The sequence below is a fragment of the Priestia sp. AB genome (genome assembly GCF_028369225.1).
Taxonomy (GTDB): Bacteria; Bacillota; Bacilli; order Bacillales; family Bacillaceae_H; genus Priestia; species Priestia megaterium.
The window spans coordinates 1-18198 of record NZ_JAQMYN010000022.1; the positions used below are offsets into that span (position 1 = coordinate 1).

An 18198-nucleotide genomic window follows, 5' to 3' on the forward strand; every position below is an offset into this window, starting at 1 on the left:
CTCTTACGATAGTCATCAGAAATGTCCTTTGTGTAAAAGTCAGATGGAAGCTAAAAAACGCCTTATTGATAAAATCCCCCGTAATCCCCATAGAAGATAATGTACACCTATGCTTTTTAAAAGATTAAACACTACCTATACATAAAAAAGTCTTTGTTCATATTTGCTTTCTATTTCTATTGTATGTTATAACTAATTAACCTTGTATCGATCGTCTTGTCTAAAACCCAGGCTTTTTTTAAAGCCTGGGTTTTCTATTGAACTAATAGTAGATAAATCATAGTTTGCTAATTATAAGACCATAAAAAAAGACTCCTTTATAAGGAGTCTTTTTCGTTATCACTTTTAATTATGCTTTGTGAACGTTAGCAGCTTGTGCTCCACGTTGACCTTCTTCGATATCAAAAGTAACTTTTTGACCTTCTTCTAATGATTTGAAACCTTCACCTTGAATAGCACTGAAATGAACGAATACATCGTCTCCGCCTTCGATTTCAATGAAACCGAAACCTTTGTCTGCGTTAAACCATTTTACTGTACCTTGTGTCATAATGTTGCCTCCTGCTGTGGAATACTCCACAAATGTATTACCAATCTTGCCCAAACATACTATTTCAAGATAAAAACTTCTAATTAGGTTTTTTCTTTTCTCAATATACCGAACAAAAATAAGTTATCTGTAGTGTAACATATAGTAGGCTTTATAGCAAATAAGGAAAATATCCCCTTCAACAAGTTCTAACTATTCACCTTTCCCCTACCAAGACTTATGAGAGGCATATGTAGCATAACTTATGAATGCTCGAGCACATTGAACAAAATGAATATGTATATATCTCCATTTATTATAGCTATTCATAATAATTCATTATTTAATCTTTCTTATAAATAAAGAGTATATGTAATCCAAAAAACACCTGTTAGCTTTACTGAATTATAAAGAGGCTATTGGGATATTCTATTTAGGGAAGAAGGAAAACAAGTTATTGATTACAACTAATCATTACAAAGCTTCTTACATTTGGGATGAGGTGTCTACAGCAGGCATATTTCAGAAAACCTTATTGTAAATCGATGTATGTTTGATTCATAAGGGGATGGTAGTCATGAGCGTAGTAAGAATATATATAATGGGTAGACAATAACGTTCATTTATAACTATGCAAATGAGGTGTTTGTCCCAGACCAAGAACGATTTCGTTCACATTGTATACTTTTTAGTTCAATGCTTAAATGAGGTGTTTGTTAAAGAGAATATGCTTTTTCAAGTGACTGTTTCATTAGGCAATGGAATTACGTAAATGAGTTGTTCCTTAAAGATCATATGCTGCATTAAAAGCTATTTTTTCCTTCTTCACATGACGGGATGCATAATCGTTTGCATCTCGTTTTTGTTACATAAAAAAAAGAATGTTTATTCTCTTTTCATGGGGTAAAGAAAGGCCTGTATCTGTTTAGATACAGGCCTTTCTTTCGAGTTCAGTTACCACAAATTTCTTTATTTAATTTTTGTTTCATCGGAAAATTTGAAATTTAGCTTCATTTATTATTTTTCCTTCTACTATCTAATTGTTTACTGCCAGCTAGGAATATTCATCTATTCCTTTTAGACATTTCATTAATAGATAACGAACTATGAACCCCAAAATTAATCCTGGAACTAAAAATATTATTGGAAGCCATATTGGTCCGAGTAAAGCCTCACCAAAATGTAACTTAGAGGAGTACATCAACCCTACGGTTACTGTATATGCACCGCCAACAAATGGCAAGAAAGATAAATATGGAGTATTCTTTGTAGAATATTTATAAGCATCATACATAGCAAACATGTAAACACAAGGGTAAAACATTAACCATTGATAATTTACTACTTCAATGGCCTTGTTAATTTGTCCAAGAAAACTATAAAGAATCGCATGATTAAAAGAACTTTTTGTATTAATAAGAAACTCCAAGAATATAAAAGTCAGTCCTTTAATGAGTTGACCATTTAAAAGTTGTCCAAACCCTGGTAGAGCAACACTCCATAGAACTGCTTCTAATTTTGTTGTTTTTCTCATGAAATCAACCTTATTTTTTAGATATATAAATTCTCCTAATACCTAATTGCTTAATAAGTACGTCAGTCTACTTTTAATTAGTGCGTACCGTCAACTTTCTTTACTAAGCCTGCTAGAGCTCTAATTGTAAGAAGTGTAAAGCTAACACTTCCAAAAGTATGAAATGGAGACCACTTTTTCCACTTAAATAATTTGCTGTTCCTTTCTAAATACCATTGAGAAAGGCTCATTGGTATACTCCAAGTTAAACTTTTTAATAAAATCTTTGGAATATTATCGTTATATGACTGTCTAACCCAAGCCATACTTAACAAGGGAAAAAACAAAACATCAAAAATAATATTTGTGGAGAAAATTTTAGGAAAAGGACGTACCGGATACTCAACTCTCTTCGTATTTACTACATACGCATCGATAAGGGTGGCTAGAACGCCTTTTGAGAAAAAAACAATAAGCATTTCTTTAAAGTGAGGCTTTTTCGCCAAAAAGGGAAATAAAAGTAAACACAAAGCAAATAATACTCTTAGCATTAATTTTTCCATTATTTCACTCCATTGTTTTTTAGAATTTAACAGACTTACTATCTCCATTTCTCCGTAGAATAATACTTTATCGCTGGGAATATACTTACAAAAATAACATCTCAACTGTTGGTAACATACTTTGTTTCTCGATTCTAACTAGTCGACTCCTACATATTTCACTGGAAAGAAAAGAAACGATATACTTCCTAATTAAAATCAGGAAGTATATCGCTTTACTTATTTCTTATTATTTAATTATTGATTTCCTTTTTTAACCCACTCTGCAACTGTTACTGTACGTTTTGCTTGATGTTTAACAGTCGCTTGTACATCTTCAACCATGTTTCCGTCTTGGTCAACTGTTACACTTGTACCATATGGATTTCCACCTGATCCAAAGATAACTGGATCTGTATAGCCTGGTGATGCTACAATTGCTCCAAGTATTAAGTACTATTCATTAACGTTTCTAAAAAAGAAATATCTCTGTGTATAATTGAGAGAGAGATAATATATTAAAAGAAGTTATAACAATTTATTGCCTTACTGCTTTCTTGGTCAAAAGGATTTCTTGCTTGTTTGCTTCTTCTTCTTCTTGTTTAGAAATTATATGATTTTCTTCCATTAATGAAAGAACGATCGAGCGTCGTTCTTTTGCTAGCTCTATATTGTTACGAGGAGAATATTTACTAGGTGCTTTAGGTAAACCAGCTAATAAAGCAGACTCTGCAATCGTTAAATTTTTTGCATCTTTTCCGAAGTATTCTTGTGCGGCTGCTTGAATTCCGTAAGCACCACTACCAAAATAGATATGGTTTAAATACATCTCTAAGATTTCATCTTTCGAGTATTTTCTCTCTAATTCTATGGCATACACAATCTCTTTCGATTTTCTGCTAAAAGTTTTTTCATTAGAAAGAAATACGTTTCGGGCAAGTTGCTGTGTAATCGTACTGGCTCCTTCACTTTTACTTCCTTCTAAGACATCTCTATATAAAGCTCGAAGGATTCCTTTCGGGTCAACACCCTTATGTTCATAGAAGCGTTTATCTTCAGTTATAACAAAAGCCATCTTAAGATAATCTGGTAATTCTTTCAAAGTAGCAACTTTCTTGTCTTGAGTTGGAGAAAGATTCTGAATGTCAGCCACATTTACTTTGTCTAATATGACCCCTTGTACATAGTTTTCAGCTGAACAACTAGTTAACAAAAAAGTGCATAATAAAAGAATAAAAAACTTTCCAATTACTTTTTTTCTTGGGAAACCCTTAGTCATGATGTTATTCCTCTTTGTGTGTTATTTAGATAAATTAAATGCTCATTACACATTTTTTTCTTCGACAATTCCTTCACATAGATATACTTTCTCTGTAAATTCTTCAAGCACTTTATTGCATTTTTCAAAGAGATCCGATGCCTCTTTATTTGTTTCACATGAAAAATAATCTCTTTTCTTTATTTTTACCAACCATTTTTTTAACCTTCTTAATTCAGCCTCGTTCTCTTCTATTTCTCTAAATGAAAAGTTTTCTTTAGTAGTCTCATCTTCTATTTCCTGTAAGAATTTATTTGATTCCTCAATAAATTCATCGTATTCCAAGGCACGTTCCTGATTGAACTTGGATGTTATCATTTGTTCGGAAGAAAACGAAAGCCTTTCAATTTCAAGGATAGAGGTTTCGCCTCCACTTTCATGGATAAATAATTCAAGTTTTTTTAACTTTTTTATAATTTCTTCCTTAGAAGGTAAGATACAAACGGATTGTTGAAGGTAATGAACCCCGAGTGTTTTGAGATTTCTCCAAACTCTAACCCTTGCTGAAGAAGGTTCCGAAGGAATCTTATACGTGAAAATAATCCAATTGGTTGTAGACATATCTCAGACTCCTCATACTATTTTTATTCATTTTAACACAAAAATAAAAATGTAACACTCGTTGCATTAAATAATAACAAAAGATACAATTTATTAGATAACTAAAGATAATAGAGATAACAGGAGGAAATATAGATGGGAGAAGCATTAACTAAATTAAAGGAACAAGCAAGGAAGTTAAAGCAGGAAATTTTTGTGTTAATAGAAGCTAACAAACATCCTAAAGTTCCATTTTACGTGAAATTGTTATCCATATTAATCATAGCCTATGCATTTAGCCCAGTAGATTTAATTCCTGATTTTATACCTATACTGGGATACCTAGATGATATCATCCTTATTCCTTTCGCGATTAAATTTGTCTTAAAACTAATTCCTAAAGATGTACTTGAGGAATGTCGCGAAAAAGTAAGAGAATCGGAGAATGTTAAAAAGAAAAATTGGACTGCCGGAATTGTCATTATCTTATTATGGATAGCCGTTTTATATTGGATTTTTAAATTATTTTTTAAGTAATAACTTGAAGGAGTCTGCTGCAAATTCTTGAAGATAATAGCATAAAAGAAGTAGTCATCCTATCCGGAACCCCATGTGCGCCGGGGGATTCTTTTTAGCATTTGTTCCGGAAAGAGACATTATGTTAACTAAAAATGTATGAAGTATACATCTTAAAAATAGAAAAAAACCTATCTCTTCCTGATCAAAAGAGGTAGATTTTTTTTGCTCTATTGCAGTAAGGATTTTCGCTGATGCCTCACGGCGTCTTGAGTAGTTTGCTCCAGGTGTGAAAAATTCATGTAAGAAAAAAATAAAAAATTAGTGCTTTCTTATATTTACTATTTTAGCAACATTGTCTAAATGTTTTTCCGATTCTTCTAACCGTTTTTGGGTATTTATTAAAGTTTTTTGAACAGATGAAGGTGTAATAATTGAGTCTTTAATACTTTTGGCTTCTGTACATACCAGGTGACCTATCCCATCTTTCCATTGGATCGTACATTTAAAATTCCCAAATAAGTTGTTACGTATCTGTAAAATCAGATGTTTTGTTATAGGATAAGAATTAGCACTCTGTGAGAGCATTAATATGGCTTTATCCCGGTCTTCTTGATGAATGATATTCCATATATTAGATGTAGCAGAAAAATATGAATGAGTCGTGTTTGAAGAATTTAAAATAGTACCTTCTTGATCAATTTGAAAATAAGGAACAGGAATCCATTTAGTTATCATAGTATCCATGTTCTGTCTCCTTTAGGTTAATCATTTTTATTTTTAAGATGTGTATCATATATATCTTTAAAATAAAAAAAAAGCACACATATTGTCAACTCTAAACAGATGCTTTACAACATCTTTTTTTACTGGGGTTCTGAAAATATGTTTTATGCTAATTAAGTTTGTACACCTCATAAAAGGAGAAGGCCTTATTAAAGGCCTTCGGGATTTAAGATTATATATAAAGCTTCTGAAGCACTATCTATATCGTCATACGGTGACATATTTCCATCAATAAGTGTAGTCAATTGAAAACTTTGAGTTCCTTTAGAATAAACGAGTTCAATTAATCCAAGTATAACATGGGTAATGGTGCTATCTTCATATTGAATGAGAGTACGAAGCATTTTCTTAATTTCAGTGATGCTCATAAATAGGTGTACCCTTCCTATTATGAGGAAACTTCAGGAACAAAGAGACCAAATAATTTATTTGTTCTTCCCCCCCACCCTAACATACTAATAGGAAAAAAAATACCCTTATGGCAAAACTATTCTTTCCCTTCCTATATAGAGACTACATGATATTAACCAAGCACATTGGCAAAAGGATTTTTCCTTTTTAAAGGAGAATAGTCTTTTTTAAAGTCATAAAGGGGTTGATTTGATGTCTAAACAAATGGAAGATGTACAAGTAATAAGGCTTTTGGATTCTCAAATTCACTTATGTGATGAGATTAGAAAGTTGTTAATAAAAAAAGAAACAAGGAATCTACATCTTATAAAAGGGTATACAGAACATGACATAATAGACATTGCTCTAAACAGATTAATGAGTGAGTTAATATCCAGGCATTAAACATATGCAATTGGTGAGTGGATTAAATAGAAGGTTAAAGCAGTCTCAATAGTATTAGGCTGCTTTACCTTTTCCTATTAATGGTTTTTTATGTTAAACAATTTTATAGAAAACATAAAAAAGAAAAAACTACTGCTCCTGTACAGTAGTCTTCCTAGTCGTTGAAATATAGATGTTATATTGACAATGCTCTATTGCATCTTGAATAGTGTGCTCCAGAAAGAAAAAATTTATGTAAAAAAAAACAAACATGTTGTCAACTTTGAACAGAGGCTTCAAAGCGTCTTTGTTACATTATGTGTAAAAGAGAAAGCTTGCTTGAGTCTGCTTCTTAACAAGAGCTTAAAAAACAGAAAAACCTAGCTCTTCCCAGTCAAAAGAGGTAGGTTTTCTGTTGCAGAATTTAGTTAGATGAGTCGATGCTCAGAAACATCTTAAATAGTATACTCTATTTAATAAACTTTATTCCTACACAACATATCTATTGCCTTTTCTAGAAGTAAAATGTCTTCCTTCATCATTACTTTCATATCATCTCATCGAGATCAAGTTGAATATATTCTTCTTTTAAACGTTCTAATTCCCTCACGAACAGAGATCCAGTATAGTACCCATAATTTGTCTCCAATACATATCTCCTTTGTATGCTATTAATATATGTAGTTCCCTTTTGTTTAGATTAACAACTAATTAAAGTAAAATTTACCAAAAAATAATCCTATACCATACAGGCAAAGGATTTTTAAATTTATTGGAAAAGGGGGAATACGTTATTAGTCTGGCCAGATTTGTAGATTCATATACATATATCTTTAAAAATAAATGTTGCAATTAAATTTGTTTTTAGAAAATAACCTTATCCATGTCTTAAATTTTGACAAGTAAATAGTGAAACTTTATTTATTATTAAAGTTTCACTTTTTACTCTAACTGACGACAAATAAGACCTTTTTCTTCAAAATAAATAGTAGTTAAAAGGTTTTATCGTTCAATTAATGATATAGATTCTCCATATGTTCTTCTTTTTGCTATCTATAAAATGACTCCATCTTTCTCCTTGGCTAATATAATCATTAAACGTAGCATTCTTCATTACAATATGGCCTCCACATTTATCTGCCAATTGTTTAGCAGACTCTTCATCAATGGGAAATGCTAACGATTCATCATTAGTAAATTCGTAACTGGATACCTCTTTCTTTTTTACGTTCTTATACGAATGATATACGTAATATAATGTACCTAACTTTATAAAATAGAATGGATACTCCCTGTTAGGCAATTTACCTCCCTCCATTTCTTCACCCTTCAATTGCTTTATGAGTCACTATTATTATCTTACTTGGACTTAAAAAGGTAAAATCCTTCTATGCCAAAGGGTTTCCTTTTTCATGTGTTCTGGAAAGCCGTTTTATGTTAATTAAACGTTTATAAGATATAAAGTTATAAAACAGAAAAAACCTATATCTTCCCAGACAAAAGAGGCAAGCCTTTTCTGTTAAAGAATTTAGTTGTATGTGTCAATGTTTGGCGACATCTTATATAATTTGCTCAGCATATTTAGTATTATTTGTAATAGACAAGTTAAATATAGCGAAAATAATAGACAGAATATTTTATTAATTTCTTTACTTTGTAAACGCTTTCATTTATGATAAGTGTAGGTTGGATGGCATGAGTGGCTGTCATAGTATTTAGCGTAGGTGGGGCTGATACGAGGGAACAGGGCATAAAAGAAATGTCCTTTTTTGCTTAGGAAATATTATGAAATTCTTTCAAAGTTTTTATTTTTTCACTTCGTTGATTAATTAGAGAGGTGTTTTATATGAATGAAAATGAAGGTACTAACGTTTTTTTATTAATGTTTTCGGTGATCTCTATTTGTGGAGGATTGTTATTAACAAATGTTTTTATTTATTCCCCTATTATTGGTTGGCTTCTAGCAGGATTTTGTTTAATAATGAATTTCACTTATAAGGAGGAACAGTTGAAATATAGAAAAAGAGAAGATTAGGAATATGATCTTCTCTTTTTTTATAGGTTTTTATAACAGTGATTATGTTAACTAAACATGTCAAACCACAAAGAGCTTGTTCCTAAATGATTCGGGTTCTTTTTACTTCTTATAATTTGTTTATATACATTTTAAAAACTATTTATTACTCAGTGACTTCTTTTTCCACAGTACTTATTATTTTATATAAAGCTAAAGATGTAACCTCCACATCCGGAAAATGTTCAATATGGCCCGTTTCAATATTCTTCAGTTGAAAATTCTTTAGCTCTTTAGAATAACTGAGAGAAAAGGTATTATTTTTACTACAAATGGTATGAGTGATTTCACTATCTGCATACTGTAATAAAGTTTCTAACTTTTCTTTGATTTTAATTATTGTCATTTATCACCAAACCCTTTCTCACAATTTAAAGTTTAATTTATTTTAGCATAGGGTATGTATGTAAGTTGTTATCTCCTAATAATTGAAATAAATATTTTAAAAACGAAATTAATTTGTAAAAAAGTGTAATTATGTATTTGGATTAGACGCTACATGACAAATGCAACATAGTTGGGCATTACAAATATGTATGGTATAAAAGATGTAAAAAAAATATATATTTAAAGCATAAAGATATAAAAAGTTCTATCTAAAATAACATTTTAGGGAAAGGAGGAGATATTTGAAATTGAGTAGTGTAGGTAGTACAAGGCATAAAAATAAATAAGAACTCATTTGGAGATATTGATTAATTAAGGATAACAATAATCAGTAAACAAATAAGGGGCGTATTCAAAATGGAGATTATTTATAATCAGAGAGAAAAAATGACCGATTTTATTAAAGATAACAAACAGAACTTCCAGGATAAACTCTTATCAGAAGCAGTTAACGTAGCCTCTAAGATTAATGACATTTTAGAAACTGGAAATATTGATCTTTTGAAAAATGCTCAAAAGTTATCTCTATATGTCGTAGAGCAAAAAGAAGAAGAACTCATTGCTTTCGCCCAGCAAGAAGGAATAGCTTGGGCAGAACACGCCTTAACTCTTGCCTTCAAGCTAGAATGGGTACAGGCCATTAGGCGAACATTATGGCATTTTCTCTATCAATATGATCGAATAAATGACTATTTTAATGGTTGTGAAGAATTTTTTGCCTTAGAGAAACGAATTAATGATAGGATTGATCAATTTCTTAACACTTTTCTCATTAGTTATTCCAAGTATAAAGATGAATTAATTGCCTCCCAAAGGGACTTAGTTGAAAATCTATCAGTGCCCATTATACCACTTAGCCAATCCGTAGCTGTACTACCATTGATTGGAATGATTGACCTCAATCGTATCCAAACAATTGAGGAGAAAGTATTGATGGGCATCTCAGATTTAAAGATTCAAACATTAATTATAGACTTGTCTGGAATTGCTAATATGGAGATGCATGTCATTGACCATTTCCAAAAAATATTAACTGGAATTTCAATGATGGGGTGTGAAGCTATTCTTACAGGTTTACGTGCTGACCTAGTTAGGACAATGATTCACTCAGGAATCTCTTTTGAGGACAAGGCAGAAGCTAAAGGGACATTACAGCAAACTTTAAAAGAGTATTTAGAACTGAAAAGATTGTAGGAGGAATAAGTAGAGAGGTTTTGCTACACATAAACATACAGATAAGTTCGAAAAATTAGAAATGCATTTAAAAAAGTAAATAAAGAGGATTATATCTGGGTAATCTTTACTCAGATAACCCTATAGTCATAACTCGAGGGTTGCTTTGCTAGTTACCCATAAAACCTATTATGGTAACTAGATTTATCAGTTCAGGATATGAGATAATATGGTGAGTTTTATGATTGGTTTAGATGGTAAGAGTCATAAACCTTTGGTCATTTATCTTCTCATTGTTATGTACTGCTTTATTTTTTGTAACCCTTCAACATCCCCTATTATTAAGTTTGGATTTTTATGGAACAGTTGTTATATTTTTGATGAGCATAGTGGGCTTCTATGGAATACATAATTGGACATCAGCTTTGAGAAGTGTCTTGGCTGTTGTACTTAGCGTAGCATTAATTATAGTTACCGGATATATTATGTTTGTGGGAGATCTTTTTGTGTAATATTCAATATCAAAAGTATAAAAAGCCTTTAAAACAATTAGTTTTAAAGGCTTTTTATTTCTTCTAATCATTATTTTAGTAACTATGAATGAATACTACCTACAATCTAAAACAAGAAAGAACTACTGACTCATCAGGTATCAGTAGTTCTTTCTCTCGTGAAACTTTTGGGTAGAAAGCTAATGAGCTTCTCAAATAGTTTGTTCTAAATATATAAGATTATTCTTTTTTTATAGCGAGTTGTTCTTTGTCTTGTGTTCCAGGTGGTTGTTCAAGCCATTTATGATGGATCATGATATCAGCTCCATCTTTCGCATATTGACCAATCTCAAGTGATAGCCTTTCATAATTGATAACGAGGTCACTTCGTTGACTTGCAGCTGCTGCAGTTGCATAGTTACCTGTTCCTGCTGCGCTCAAAAAACTCATCTGAAACATCGCTAGTCGATCAGAAAAGACAGGTGTCGTTAAGTCACTAATCGCAATATCATGTGGAACCGGTGGCTGAATATGATTTTCTAACAGTCCTTTTCCAAAAATCTGTACATGTTTTTCCGAGATTTCAGCCCCTCTTAACATCCATTTTTGAATTTTTTCGCGTTGAGATGTTTGGGCAAAGCTAAGAGCTAGCTTACTGCCGATGATATTGGTTTGGATATTCATATATAAATGTGATATTTCAATGGCATTCAAAGGGCGCTCTTTACTAAAAAATGAAAAGCCACTAAGATAGCTTTTGCTGTCTACAGTATCTGGTTGAGTAGGATAAGCAATATAAGGTGCTCGAACAAATAGCCCTTTCGAAAGAGCAATATCCGAACTTTCATCATATAAATTGGAGGCCTCTTGAAGCCCCTCTTTAAAATATAATCGTATATCTTTTCGAGCACTCATGGATAGAAACCCACTAAATGCTAGCATCCCTACTTTTGCCATGTGATTAACGTAAATAAGAATGAAGGTATCGGTGTACAAACGACCTGTATCCTTATTCACATCATGTTCATTTGTAAATCCTATAGGAAGAGGAATTCCTTCCCTTTGAAATAAAGCACGAAGTTTTTCTACATGAACAGCTGAAAGGTCATAAGCCATTTGAACAATTAATTTAATTTCTTTATCTTCGATATGTTTTAAGAAATAACCAAGTATACATTTGGACATACTATCATTCATATAGCCAGTCCATGTGCAGGCTATTTCAGCTGACGTAAGCTTTGTGTTATGTTCAGTCATGAGCAGTTTCCTCCAATTGATATTTTAGGTTGTTACTATATCATTTGCAGAAAACTGCTATTTTTATGCCTTTTATGAGTATATATAATCTGATTGAAGTTACTTGTCATTGATCCAATATATTGAAACGAGGATGTTTTTTCACTTCTCTAGCTTCCCATAATAAGAGTGATTATGTTAACTAAACCTGTATATGATATACAGCTTGAAAAGAGAAAAAACCTACCTTTCGCAACAAAGGTAGGTTTTTCTTTTATGAAACTTTTGGGTAGAAAGCTAATAAGCTTCTTGAATAGTTTGCTCATATATTTGGTTATTAATGGTATTCCACAATGTTTTTTGTATAAAATAAAAAGGAGGAACAATACGCAATGAAATTGTCCCTCCAAAGCAGAAAATGAACAAAACATGCTGCATATACAATGTTTTGTCGTTAATCGATAGTATACCATGAGAATAATGTCCTATAACCTTTGATACATACATGTATAGAAAATGACATACATCGTAGTCCTACTGAAACATTGGTCATAAAAAGAGCAGCATTCCGCAATAAATCTGAAATGCTGTTTAAGTATTAATTGTTTTTTAACTTGTAACCTTTAAATTTATAGCCATAAACGTTTGTCAAATCTACAAAACTCTTAAAAGAATTTAATACAAGTGAGAAAAGGTCATCTAATTAATGTATATGATGACCTTTTTGATATGTATCGATAAGTGGTTTTATGGTAACTACAAATGTATACTTTTGGGACAAGATATTTAAATCTATTATAGAGTGTTAAAGCAATTATTATCGTTAACAAAATAAAAAGCCACCCAGTATTTGCAGGACAGGTGGCTTTTTACTATTAAAATGCATGTGCAGAAACATAATAACATGTTTTCTCCATATATACTATATTTTTCCGTGCGAGTATATATATTAAAACGTGTACTTTTTACACATCAAATCCTTATCCACTTATCTAAGGAACCCCCGTTATATCTATGGTGTATAAAAAACTGAATAAAAGAGAAACAAGGACCTCATCATAACCATAATCAGTAGGTTTTTTTCTTACGTAACTAGAAATTAATTTTTAATCTTTCTTATGGACTTCCACTAAGAATAATCTTTTATCAAAGGCACCTTTTTTATCCTTTTTAGATTGTCTAACTGTCTCTAACGCTTTAATGGAAAACCCATGACACTGTGCTAATCCATAAATTACTTCTAATAAATCCGCAAGTTCTTCTATAACTTCTTTGGAATTAGAAGCTGCTAAATACTCCTTTAACTCTTCCTCTCCTTTTTTTGAAGTTCTTTTAAATAATCATGCTCTGTTAAAACTTCGACTAAACATTCCTCTCCAGATTCTTGGATAATTTCAGGGATACGATCCCTGACTAGCTTATTGTAAATTATCATCTACTTCATCTCCTTTATAATTAAACTATTTAGTGTATGGTCACAGCCAAATCCAAAAGTAATTACTAAATTTAGCCTCTAAATTTTATCAAATTTGCATCATAGATGACCTGTAACATTTCTATATAAAAACTCTCTAAACAAAAAAACAAGCCTTTGAAAACAAATGCTTGTTTTTTATTTAGAGCTTAGTAATATGAATGGCTAGAGGATGCCTTTAATCTGTACCTAAACTGATTATTGTTTTACACTTTCATATTCAACAACGCGTTTTATTGCTTGGATATGGCCTAAATGATTGGATTCATGTAGAACGGCCAGGCCTGCTAGCTCCCCAAAAGTTTCAAATCCCATAAATGGTTTTTGAAGAGTTTCCTTTAATTGTTCACTTGGAATTTGCTGAAGACGAATGGACTGATCCTTAAGCTGGCTAATCAATTCTTCTAAGCTCGGCACCTTACCTTTCCAGTCAGCCGGTTTCGTACCATTTCCAAATAATTCGACATAGTTTACCGGAAGGTAAATGGTCTTTTCCGGAAATCCAAACATTAATTGCTCAGTGAATGTTAATACGTGGCCAATATGCCAATGAATTGTATTGTTAAAGCCATCTGGCTGAACACTCGCTACTTCTGTGGAAATAGCTTCTACGTTTCTAATAAAAAAATCTTTTGCAACTTTAAATTGCTTAAATACTAATTCATCCATGTAGTCCCACTACCTTTCAACCACTATTTTTAGACTTTTTTATTCTTATATAGCTATATAGACATTTGATATTTAGGAGAGAAAGAACGCAATCTCATCACGGATTGTTTTAAATGTCTAACTAACTGATTTATTTCATCCTCTGTAGTTAACGCACCTATACTTATACGAATTGAGCTTCTGATCTCTTCATCTGTTTTTCCAATTGCTTTTAATACATGTGAAAGTTTAGATGAAGTAGAGCTGCATGCAGAAGCAATAGATACACAAAATCCTAATTCATTTAACATACTGGCTAAGGATTCTCCTCTAATACCAGAAAATTGAATGTTTATCGTGGAAGGAACATTCGCATGTATGTCTCCGTTTATTAAACAATCCTCAATTTCTGTATGGAGATTAGTTAAGAATAAGTTACGTAGGTACTCTATCTTTGTAAGATTGAAGTATAGATCTTCTTGAACTATTTTTGCAGCAATCCCAAAACCGACAATACCTGCTACATTTTCTGTTCCAGAGCGCATACCAAATTCTTGAGACCCTCCAAGGATAAGAGGAGGAATATTGACACCTTCACGTAAATATAAACAGCCTACTCCCTTAGGTCCATAAATCTTATGCGCTGACATCGATAAACTGTCAATTGGAAGTTCCTTTAAATTAACAGGTATTTTCCCAACTGCCTGTACTGCGTCGCAATGGAAATGAATATTATGCTTTTTACACAGATTACCTATTTCTTTTATAGGCTGTATAGATCCAATTTCATTATTTACCATCATGACTGTAACAAGAACTGTTTGGCTAGTTATAGCTCTTTCGATATCATTAACATCCACAATACCAGCCGGATTGACAGGTATTGTGGTAATTTGAAATCCATGATGCTTTCTTAAGTAATCACACGTTTTTAAGATAGCTGGATGTTCAATTGAACTTGTAATAATATGCTTCTTCTTTGAACTTTTTGCTGCAATGCCTTTTAATATAGTGGAGTTCGCCTCAGATCCACCACTTGTAAAAAATACATTACCATCCTCAACACTGATAAGATTAGCTATATCTTTACGTGCCATTTCAATGGCCTCTTTAGTACGATATCCTATAGAATAATTGCTCGACGGATTTCCAAAATGATTTTGAAGATATGGTAACATACCTTCTAATACTCTTGGATCAATAGGAGTAGTGGCATTATAGTCAAAATAAATAGGTGTATGCATTGTTAAAATGCACCTTCCCCTTCTACCAGAAACTCTTTCTGTTCAAATTTCTTTTTTGTTGGATTTGCACACTGATTTAGAATATTTAAAGCAATATCCACACAGTGAAGCTGTGAAGGTTCTAACTCACCTAACCATTCAACAACGTTATTTCGTGTAATAGACGAAATTTCAGCTTTAGACATACCAACTATTTTTTCTGAAACAATACTTGCTGTAGCAATAGACGTAGAACATCCATAAGCTCTATAAGCCACATCGGAGATAACCTCTTGGTTTAACGTTAAATACATGTGTACTGTATCACCACAAATAGGATTACTGATTTCAATCACATAGTCCGCATCTGTAAGTTCACCAATATTCCTAGGATTCATAAAATGATCACAGATTATATCATTGAACATTTTAAATTCCTCCTTTGATAGCCATGCCTTTTTCTTTTTCTTCGATAAACTTTTCAAGGTTAATTGCACAACAACCTACTTCCACGCCTGGCATCCTTGAAATATATACTAACGTCTGTCCATTACGGCCACATTCACAAGATGTATCCTTTCTTAAATATCCAACATCTTCTGTCAGAATGAAGCCTGGATAAGAAATAGAAGTTGGATCATAAATAGCAATAACGCCTCTTTCTCCATATTCAACTTCTTCTAAGACATTGTGTGGATTACGCATAGAAACGTGTACCCATGGTGGAATATGTTTTTCTTGTTTATGGCATTCTACTGCAAGCATATTAGCTTCTACTAATCCATACATATCCCTTACATTGTATGATTGAACACCTAAGTATTCATGACAAAGCTCATTAAATTCTGCTCGTGGAATTTCTTCACCAGTGAACCTTTTCCATCCTCCAAGCGTAATAATAAAGCTATTCTTTTCTAAATTAAGTTTAATATTGCGATCCATACAATATTTAATTAATCTATATACTAAAAATGGAGGGCCTACTATATGTCTAGTATGCTTTCCATCCCAACTTTGTAAGACTTCTACAGCTTTTTCGGGGTTGAATGTTATTTTCTTTACTAAATTAACGCTACCATCTAATAAACCAGCAAAAACGTTCAGTGCTTTTACCATTCCCATTTCAGGCATTTCTTCAGTTGGTGGGAAAAGAAATAATCCCATCCCTCTGGAGAACTTAAAGAACTCCCTATAGGTGGTTACAACACTATCAAATGCACTATCCATCGTTAATCGATCACGACGAGATACACTAGGAATACCACTTGTTCCTGTACTTCTCATTTCGAATTCAACTTCATTTAATTTCGATGTCATAAGAAGATGAGAATCGCATTGTTTAAATGTTTGAACTGGAATTAAAGGGATTTTTGCTAAATCATTAAAACTCTTTATATCCTGAGGGCTAATGTTTTTCTTTTTACATAAATCACGATAAAATTCGTTATTTTCATAATGATAGTTAAAGTTATCTGCAATAACGCTGCCTTTATATTTATTTACTGTATCAAAAGGCATTTTATAAAGGTTATGGGCACTGCCGACTAATGTATTTAATGGAGATAATCCTAGTTCTTTTAACTTAGTAGATAAGTTCATTTAACAGCCTCCTTAGTGTTCTGAGCTTGTATTTGTTTTACTAACAACACAATGTCCTCAATCGTTTTACACCAGCCATAGTCCTCAGTTGGAATGCTAATATCTAACTTTTGCTCTAAATCTAAAACAAGTTCTAAACGGTCAGTTGAATCCAGTGATAAATCTCCGGACAAATTGCTATCTATTTTAATATCCGTTTCTTTTAAAGGTGAAAAAACTAAAATAGACTCTCTTATCATCATAAAAATCTTATCGTTTTCCATAATTAGGACCCCCACTAAAACTTTTCATATGAATTAAGTTATATGATTTGCTAAGAACTTGGCGTCTTCTCCAACCCCTAATAATAAGGCGGAACCACGTCGGTATTGCCATGATAACCCTAGAAAGTAAAGACCCTTTTCTTTTGTTATGCCTCGATCATGAATTACATTATTGTTTTTATCAATTATGTTAGGGATTTCAATCCATTCGTAATCATTGTGGTAACCAGTGGCCCAGATGATATTCTCTGGTTGGACCTTCTCCCCATTTTGACAAATTAAACTCTTACCATCTGCCTTTGAAACTTTTGAAACCTTTTTAACAACGCCTCTACTTAGCAGTGGTTTTAACTCTTTCCCTATAATTGGATCATTTTTTTTCATAAACTGCCCCAATTTTGAATGGATAGTTGCTTTTGATACTCCAAGCACTTGGAACCACCAAAAAACACTCCTATTCAGTAATGTATAGGGTAGGAATTTCATCCGTTTACCTACAGATAGATAAACTTCTCTGCTTTCAGCTAACTCCGTTGCAATCTGTACCCCTGAATTACCAGCACCCACTATTAAAGTCGTTCCTTCCTTTAATTGAGTCGGATTTTTATAATGAGCTGCATGAATTTGAAAAATGTCTTTTAAGACATCTTTCTCAACATCTGGTACAAAGGGCTTTTGAAAGGGACCAGTCGCAACTACTATATTTTTCGCTACGTAATTACCCTTATTAGTAACGAGGTGGAACTGTTCATTCTCTTTAAATAAATTAATAACGGCTGTATTTAGTTGAACTGGAAGATTATAATGACGACTATAATTCTCTAAATAATCGGCAATCTCATCTTTGTTAGGGTAACCATGTGGCGACCCTTCTACATTCATACCCGGTAGTGCACTATGAGATCTAGGTGTAAACAAGATTAAAGAATCGTAACGATGACGCCAAGAGTCCCCGACTCTACTATTAGAATCTATAATTAAAAACGAAAGGGATTTTTGTTTTAAATAATAGCCAATAGCTAGTCCCGCTTGTCCAGCGCCAATTACAATTGTGTTATATGAATTTCCCATTTAACATCCCTCCTTCAACAATAGTAAGTACATTATGCTTA

At 32.4% G+C, this 18198-nt stretch carries 20 protein-coding genes and 2 pseudogenes; 4 read left to right on the forward strand and 18 right to left on the reverse strand.

Going from position 1 to position 18198, the window contains the following annotated elements:
- Window positions 1–349: 349 nt before the first annotated feature.
- The 6 genes and pseudogenes from POF52_RS28590 to POF52_RS28615 all read right to left on the reverse strand — a co-directional run bounded on the left by POF52_RS28590 (window position 350) and on the right by POF52_RS28615 (window position 4463).
- Window positions 350–550 carry a cold-shock protein gene (locus POF52_RS28590; protein WP_025751380.1) on the reverse strand — a complete coding sequence of 67 codons (201 nt, stop codon included), beginning with the start codon at window positions 548–550 and terminating at the stop codon, window positions 350–352.
- Between the two features lie 1033 nt (window positions 551–1583).
- Window positions 1584–2063 (reverse strand): hypothetical protein, encoded by a 480-nt coding sequence (locus tag POF52_RS28595; protein ID WP_271997220.1) that lies wholly within the window; start codon window positions 2061–2063, stop codon window positions 1584–1586.
- A gap of 77 nt (window positions 2064–2140) precedes the next feature.
- Entirely contained in the window at window positions 2141–2605 is a 465-nt protein-coding gene (locus POF52_RS28600; protein WP_271997223.1) for a CBO0543 family protein, read from the reverse strand.
- A 237-nt stretch (window positions 2606–2842) separates the two neighbouring features.
- Window positions 2843–3028: pseudogene (locus tag POF52_RS28605) on the reverse strand (NAD(P)H:quinone oxidoreductase, type IV); the annotation flags it as partial.
- Window positions 3029–3122: 94 nt separating this feature from the next.
- Complete coding sequence (locus POF52_RS28610) at window positions 3123–3863, reverse strand: transglycosylase domain-containing protein (protein ID WP_271997225.1); 741 nt, start codon at window positions 3861–3863, stop codon at window positions 3123–3125.
- Window positions 3864–3908: 45 nt separating this feature from the next.
- A complete protein-coding gene (locus tag POF52_RS28615; protein ID WP_271997227.1) occupies window positions 3909–4463 on the reverse strand; it encodes a Chromate resistance protein ChrB in 555 nt (184 codons plus the stop codon).
- Window positions 4464–4598: 135 nt separating this feature from the next.
- Here POF52_RS28615 and POF52_RS28620 point away from each other — a divergent pair, with 135 nt between their 5' ends.
- Window positions 4599–4979: a YkvA family protein gene (locus POF52_RS28620; protein ID WP_271997229.1), complete on the forward strand. Its 381-nt coding sequence runs from the start codon at window positions 4599–4601 to the stop codon at window positions 4977–4979.
- A gap of 300 nt (window positions 4980–5279) precedes the next feature.
- On the opposite strand, the gene POF52_RS28625 is transcribed toward POF52_RS28620, so the two are convergent.
- Window positions 5280–5705, reverse strand: a complete 426-nt coding sequence (locus tag POF52_RS28625; RefSeq protein WP_271997232.1) for a hypothetical protein — start codon at window positions 5703–5705, stop codon at window positions 5280–5282.
- A 188-nt stretch (window positions 5706–5893) separates the two neighbouring features.
- The gene (locus tag POF52_RS28630; RefSeq protein ID WP_271997234.1) at window positions 5894–6112 is read right to left on the reverse strand and encodes a hypothetical protein; all 219 of its coding nucleotides are present in this window, start codon (window positions 6110–6112) and stop codon (window positions 5894–5896) included.
- A 235-nt stretch (window positions 6113–6347) separates the two neighbouring features.
- On the opposite strand from POF52_RS28630, the gene POF52_RS28635 reads away from it, so the two are divergent.
- On the forward strand, window positions 6348–6539 hold the full coding sequence (locus POF52_RS28635; RefSeq protein ID WP_074676538.1) for a hypothetical protein: 192 nt from the start codon (window positions 6348–6350) through the stop codon (window positions 6537–6539).
- 988 nt (window positions 6540–7527) lie between these two features.
- Here POF52_RS28635 and POF52_RS28640 read toward each other — a convergent pair.
- Entirely contained in the window at window positions 7528–7821 is a 294-nt protein-coding gene (locus POF52_RS28640) for a hypothetical protein (RefSeq protein WP_271997238.1), read from the reverse strand.
- Window positions 7822–8364: 543 nt separating this feature from the next.
- On the opposite strand from POF52_RS28640, the gene POF52_RS28645 reads away from it, so the two are divergent.
- Complete coding sequence (locus POF52_RS28645; protein WP_176586393.1) at window positions 8365–8553, forward strand: hypothetical protein; 189 nt, start codon at window positions 8365–8367, stop codon at window positions 8551–8553.
- Window positions 8554–8698: 145 nt separating this feature from the next.
- On the opposite strand, the gene POF52_RS28650 is transcribed toward POF52_RS28645, so the two are convergent.
- Entirely contained in the window at window positions 8699–8938 is a 240-nt protein-coding gene (locus POF52_RS28650) for a hypothetical protein (RefSeq protein WP_271997240.1), read from the reverse strand.
- 398 nt (window positions 8939–9336) lie between these two features.
- On the opposite strand from POF52_RS28650, the gene POF52_RS28655 reads away from it, so the two are divergent.
- Window positions 9337–10173, forward strand: coding sequence for an STAS domain-containing protein (locus POF52_RS28655; RefSeq protein WP_271997242.1), 837 nt, complete (start codon window positions 9337–9339; stop codon window positions 10171–10173).
- Between the two features lie 710 nt (window positions 10174–10883).
- Here the strand turns inward: POF52_RS28655 and POF52_RS28660 are convergent.
- From POF52_RS28660 to POF52_RS28695, 8 genes and pseudogenes are all read right to left on the reverse strand, one after another.
- On the reverse strand, window positions 10884–11900 hold the full coding sequence (locus tag POF52_RS28660) for a DUF3231 family protein (RefSeq protein WP_271997244.1): 1017 nt from the start codon (window positions 11898–11900) through the stop codon (window positions 10884–10886).
- A 1085-nt stretch (window positions 11901–12985) separates the two neighbouring features.
- Window positions 12986–13314, reverse strand: a pseudogene (locus tag POF52_RS28665) (nucleoside triphosphate pyrophosphohydrolase).
- A gap of 237 nt (window positions 13315–13551) precedes the next feature.
- Window positions 13552–14022 carry a DinB family protein gene (locus tag POF52_RS28670; RefSeq protein WP_271997247.1) on the reverse strand — a complete coding sequence of 157 codons (471 nt, stop codon included), beginning with the start codon at window positions 14020–14022 and terminating at the stop codon, window positions 13552–13554.
- Window positions 14023–14075: 53 nt separating this feature from the next.
- Window positions 14076–15245, reverse strand: a complete 1170-nt coding sequence (locus POF52_RS28675) for a cysteine desulfurase family protein (RefSeq protein ID WP_271997251.1) — start codon at window positions 15243–15245, stop codon at window positions 14076–14078.
- A gap of 2 nt (window positions 15246–15247) precedes the next feature.
- Complete coding sequence (locus tag POF52_RS28680; RefSeq protein WP_071275570.1) at window positions 15248–15652, reverse strand: iron-sulfur cluster assembly scaffold protein; 405 nt, start codon at window positions 15650–15652, stop codon at window positions 15248–15250.
- A 1-nt stretch (window position 15653) separates the two neighbouring features.
- Entirely contained in the window at window positions 15654–16823 is a 1170-nt protein-coding gene (locus POF52_RS28685; protein ID WP_271997256.1) for a LuxE/PaaK family acyltransferase, read from the reverse strand.
- A complete protein-coding gene (locus POF52_RS28690) occupies window positions 16820–17086 on the reverse strand; it encodes an acyl carrier protein (RefSeq protein ID WP_176586386.1) in 267 nt (88 codons plus the stop codon). The genes POF52_RS28685 and POF52_RS28690 overlap by 4 nt, the downstream gene beginning before the upstream one ends.
- Before the next feature lie 33 nt (window positions 17087–17119).
- Complete coding sequence (locus POF52_RS28695; protein ID WP_271997259.1) at window positions 17120–18157, reverse strand: flavin-containing monooxygenase; 1038 nt, start codon at window positions 18155–18157, stop codon at window positions 17120–17122.
- Between the last annotated feature and the right edge of the window lie 41 nt (window positions 18158–18198).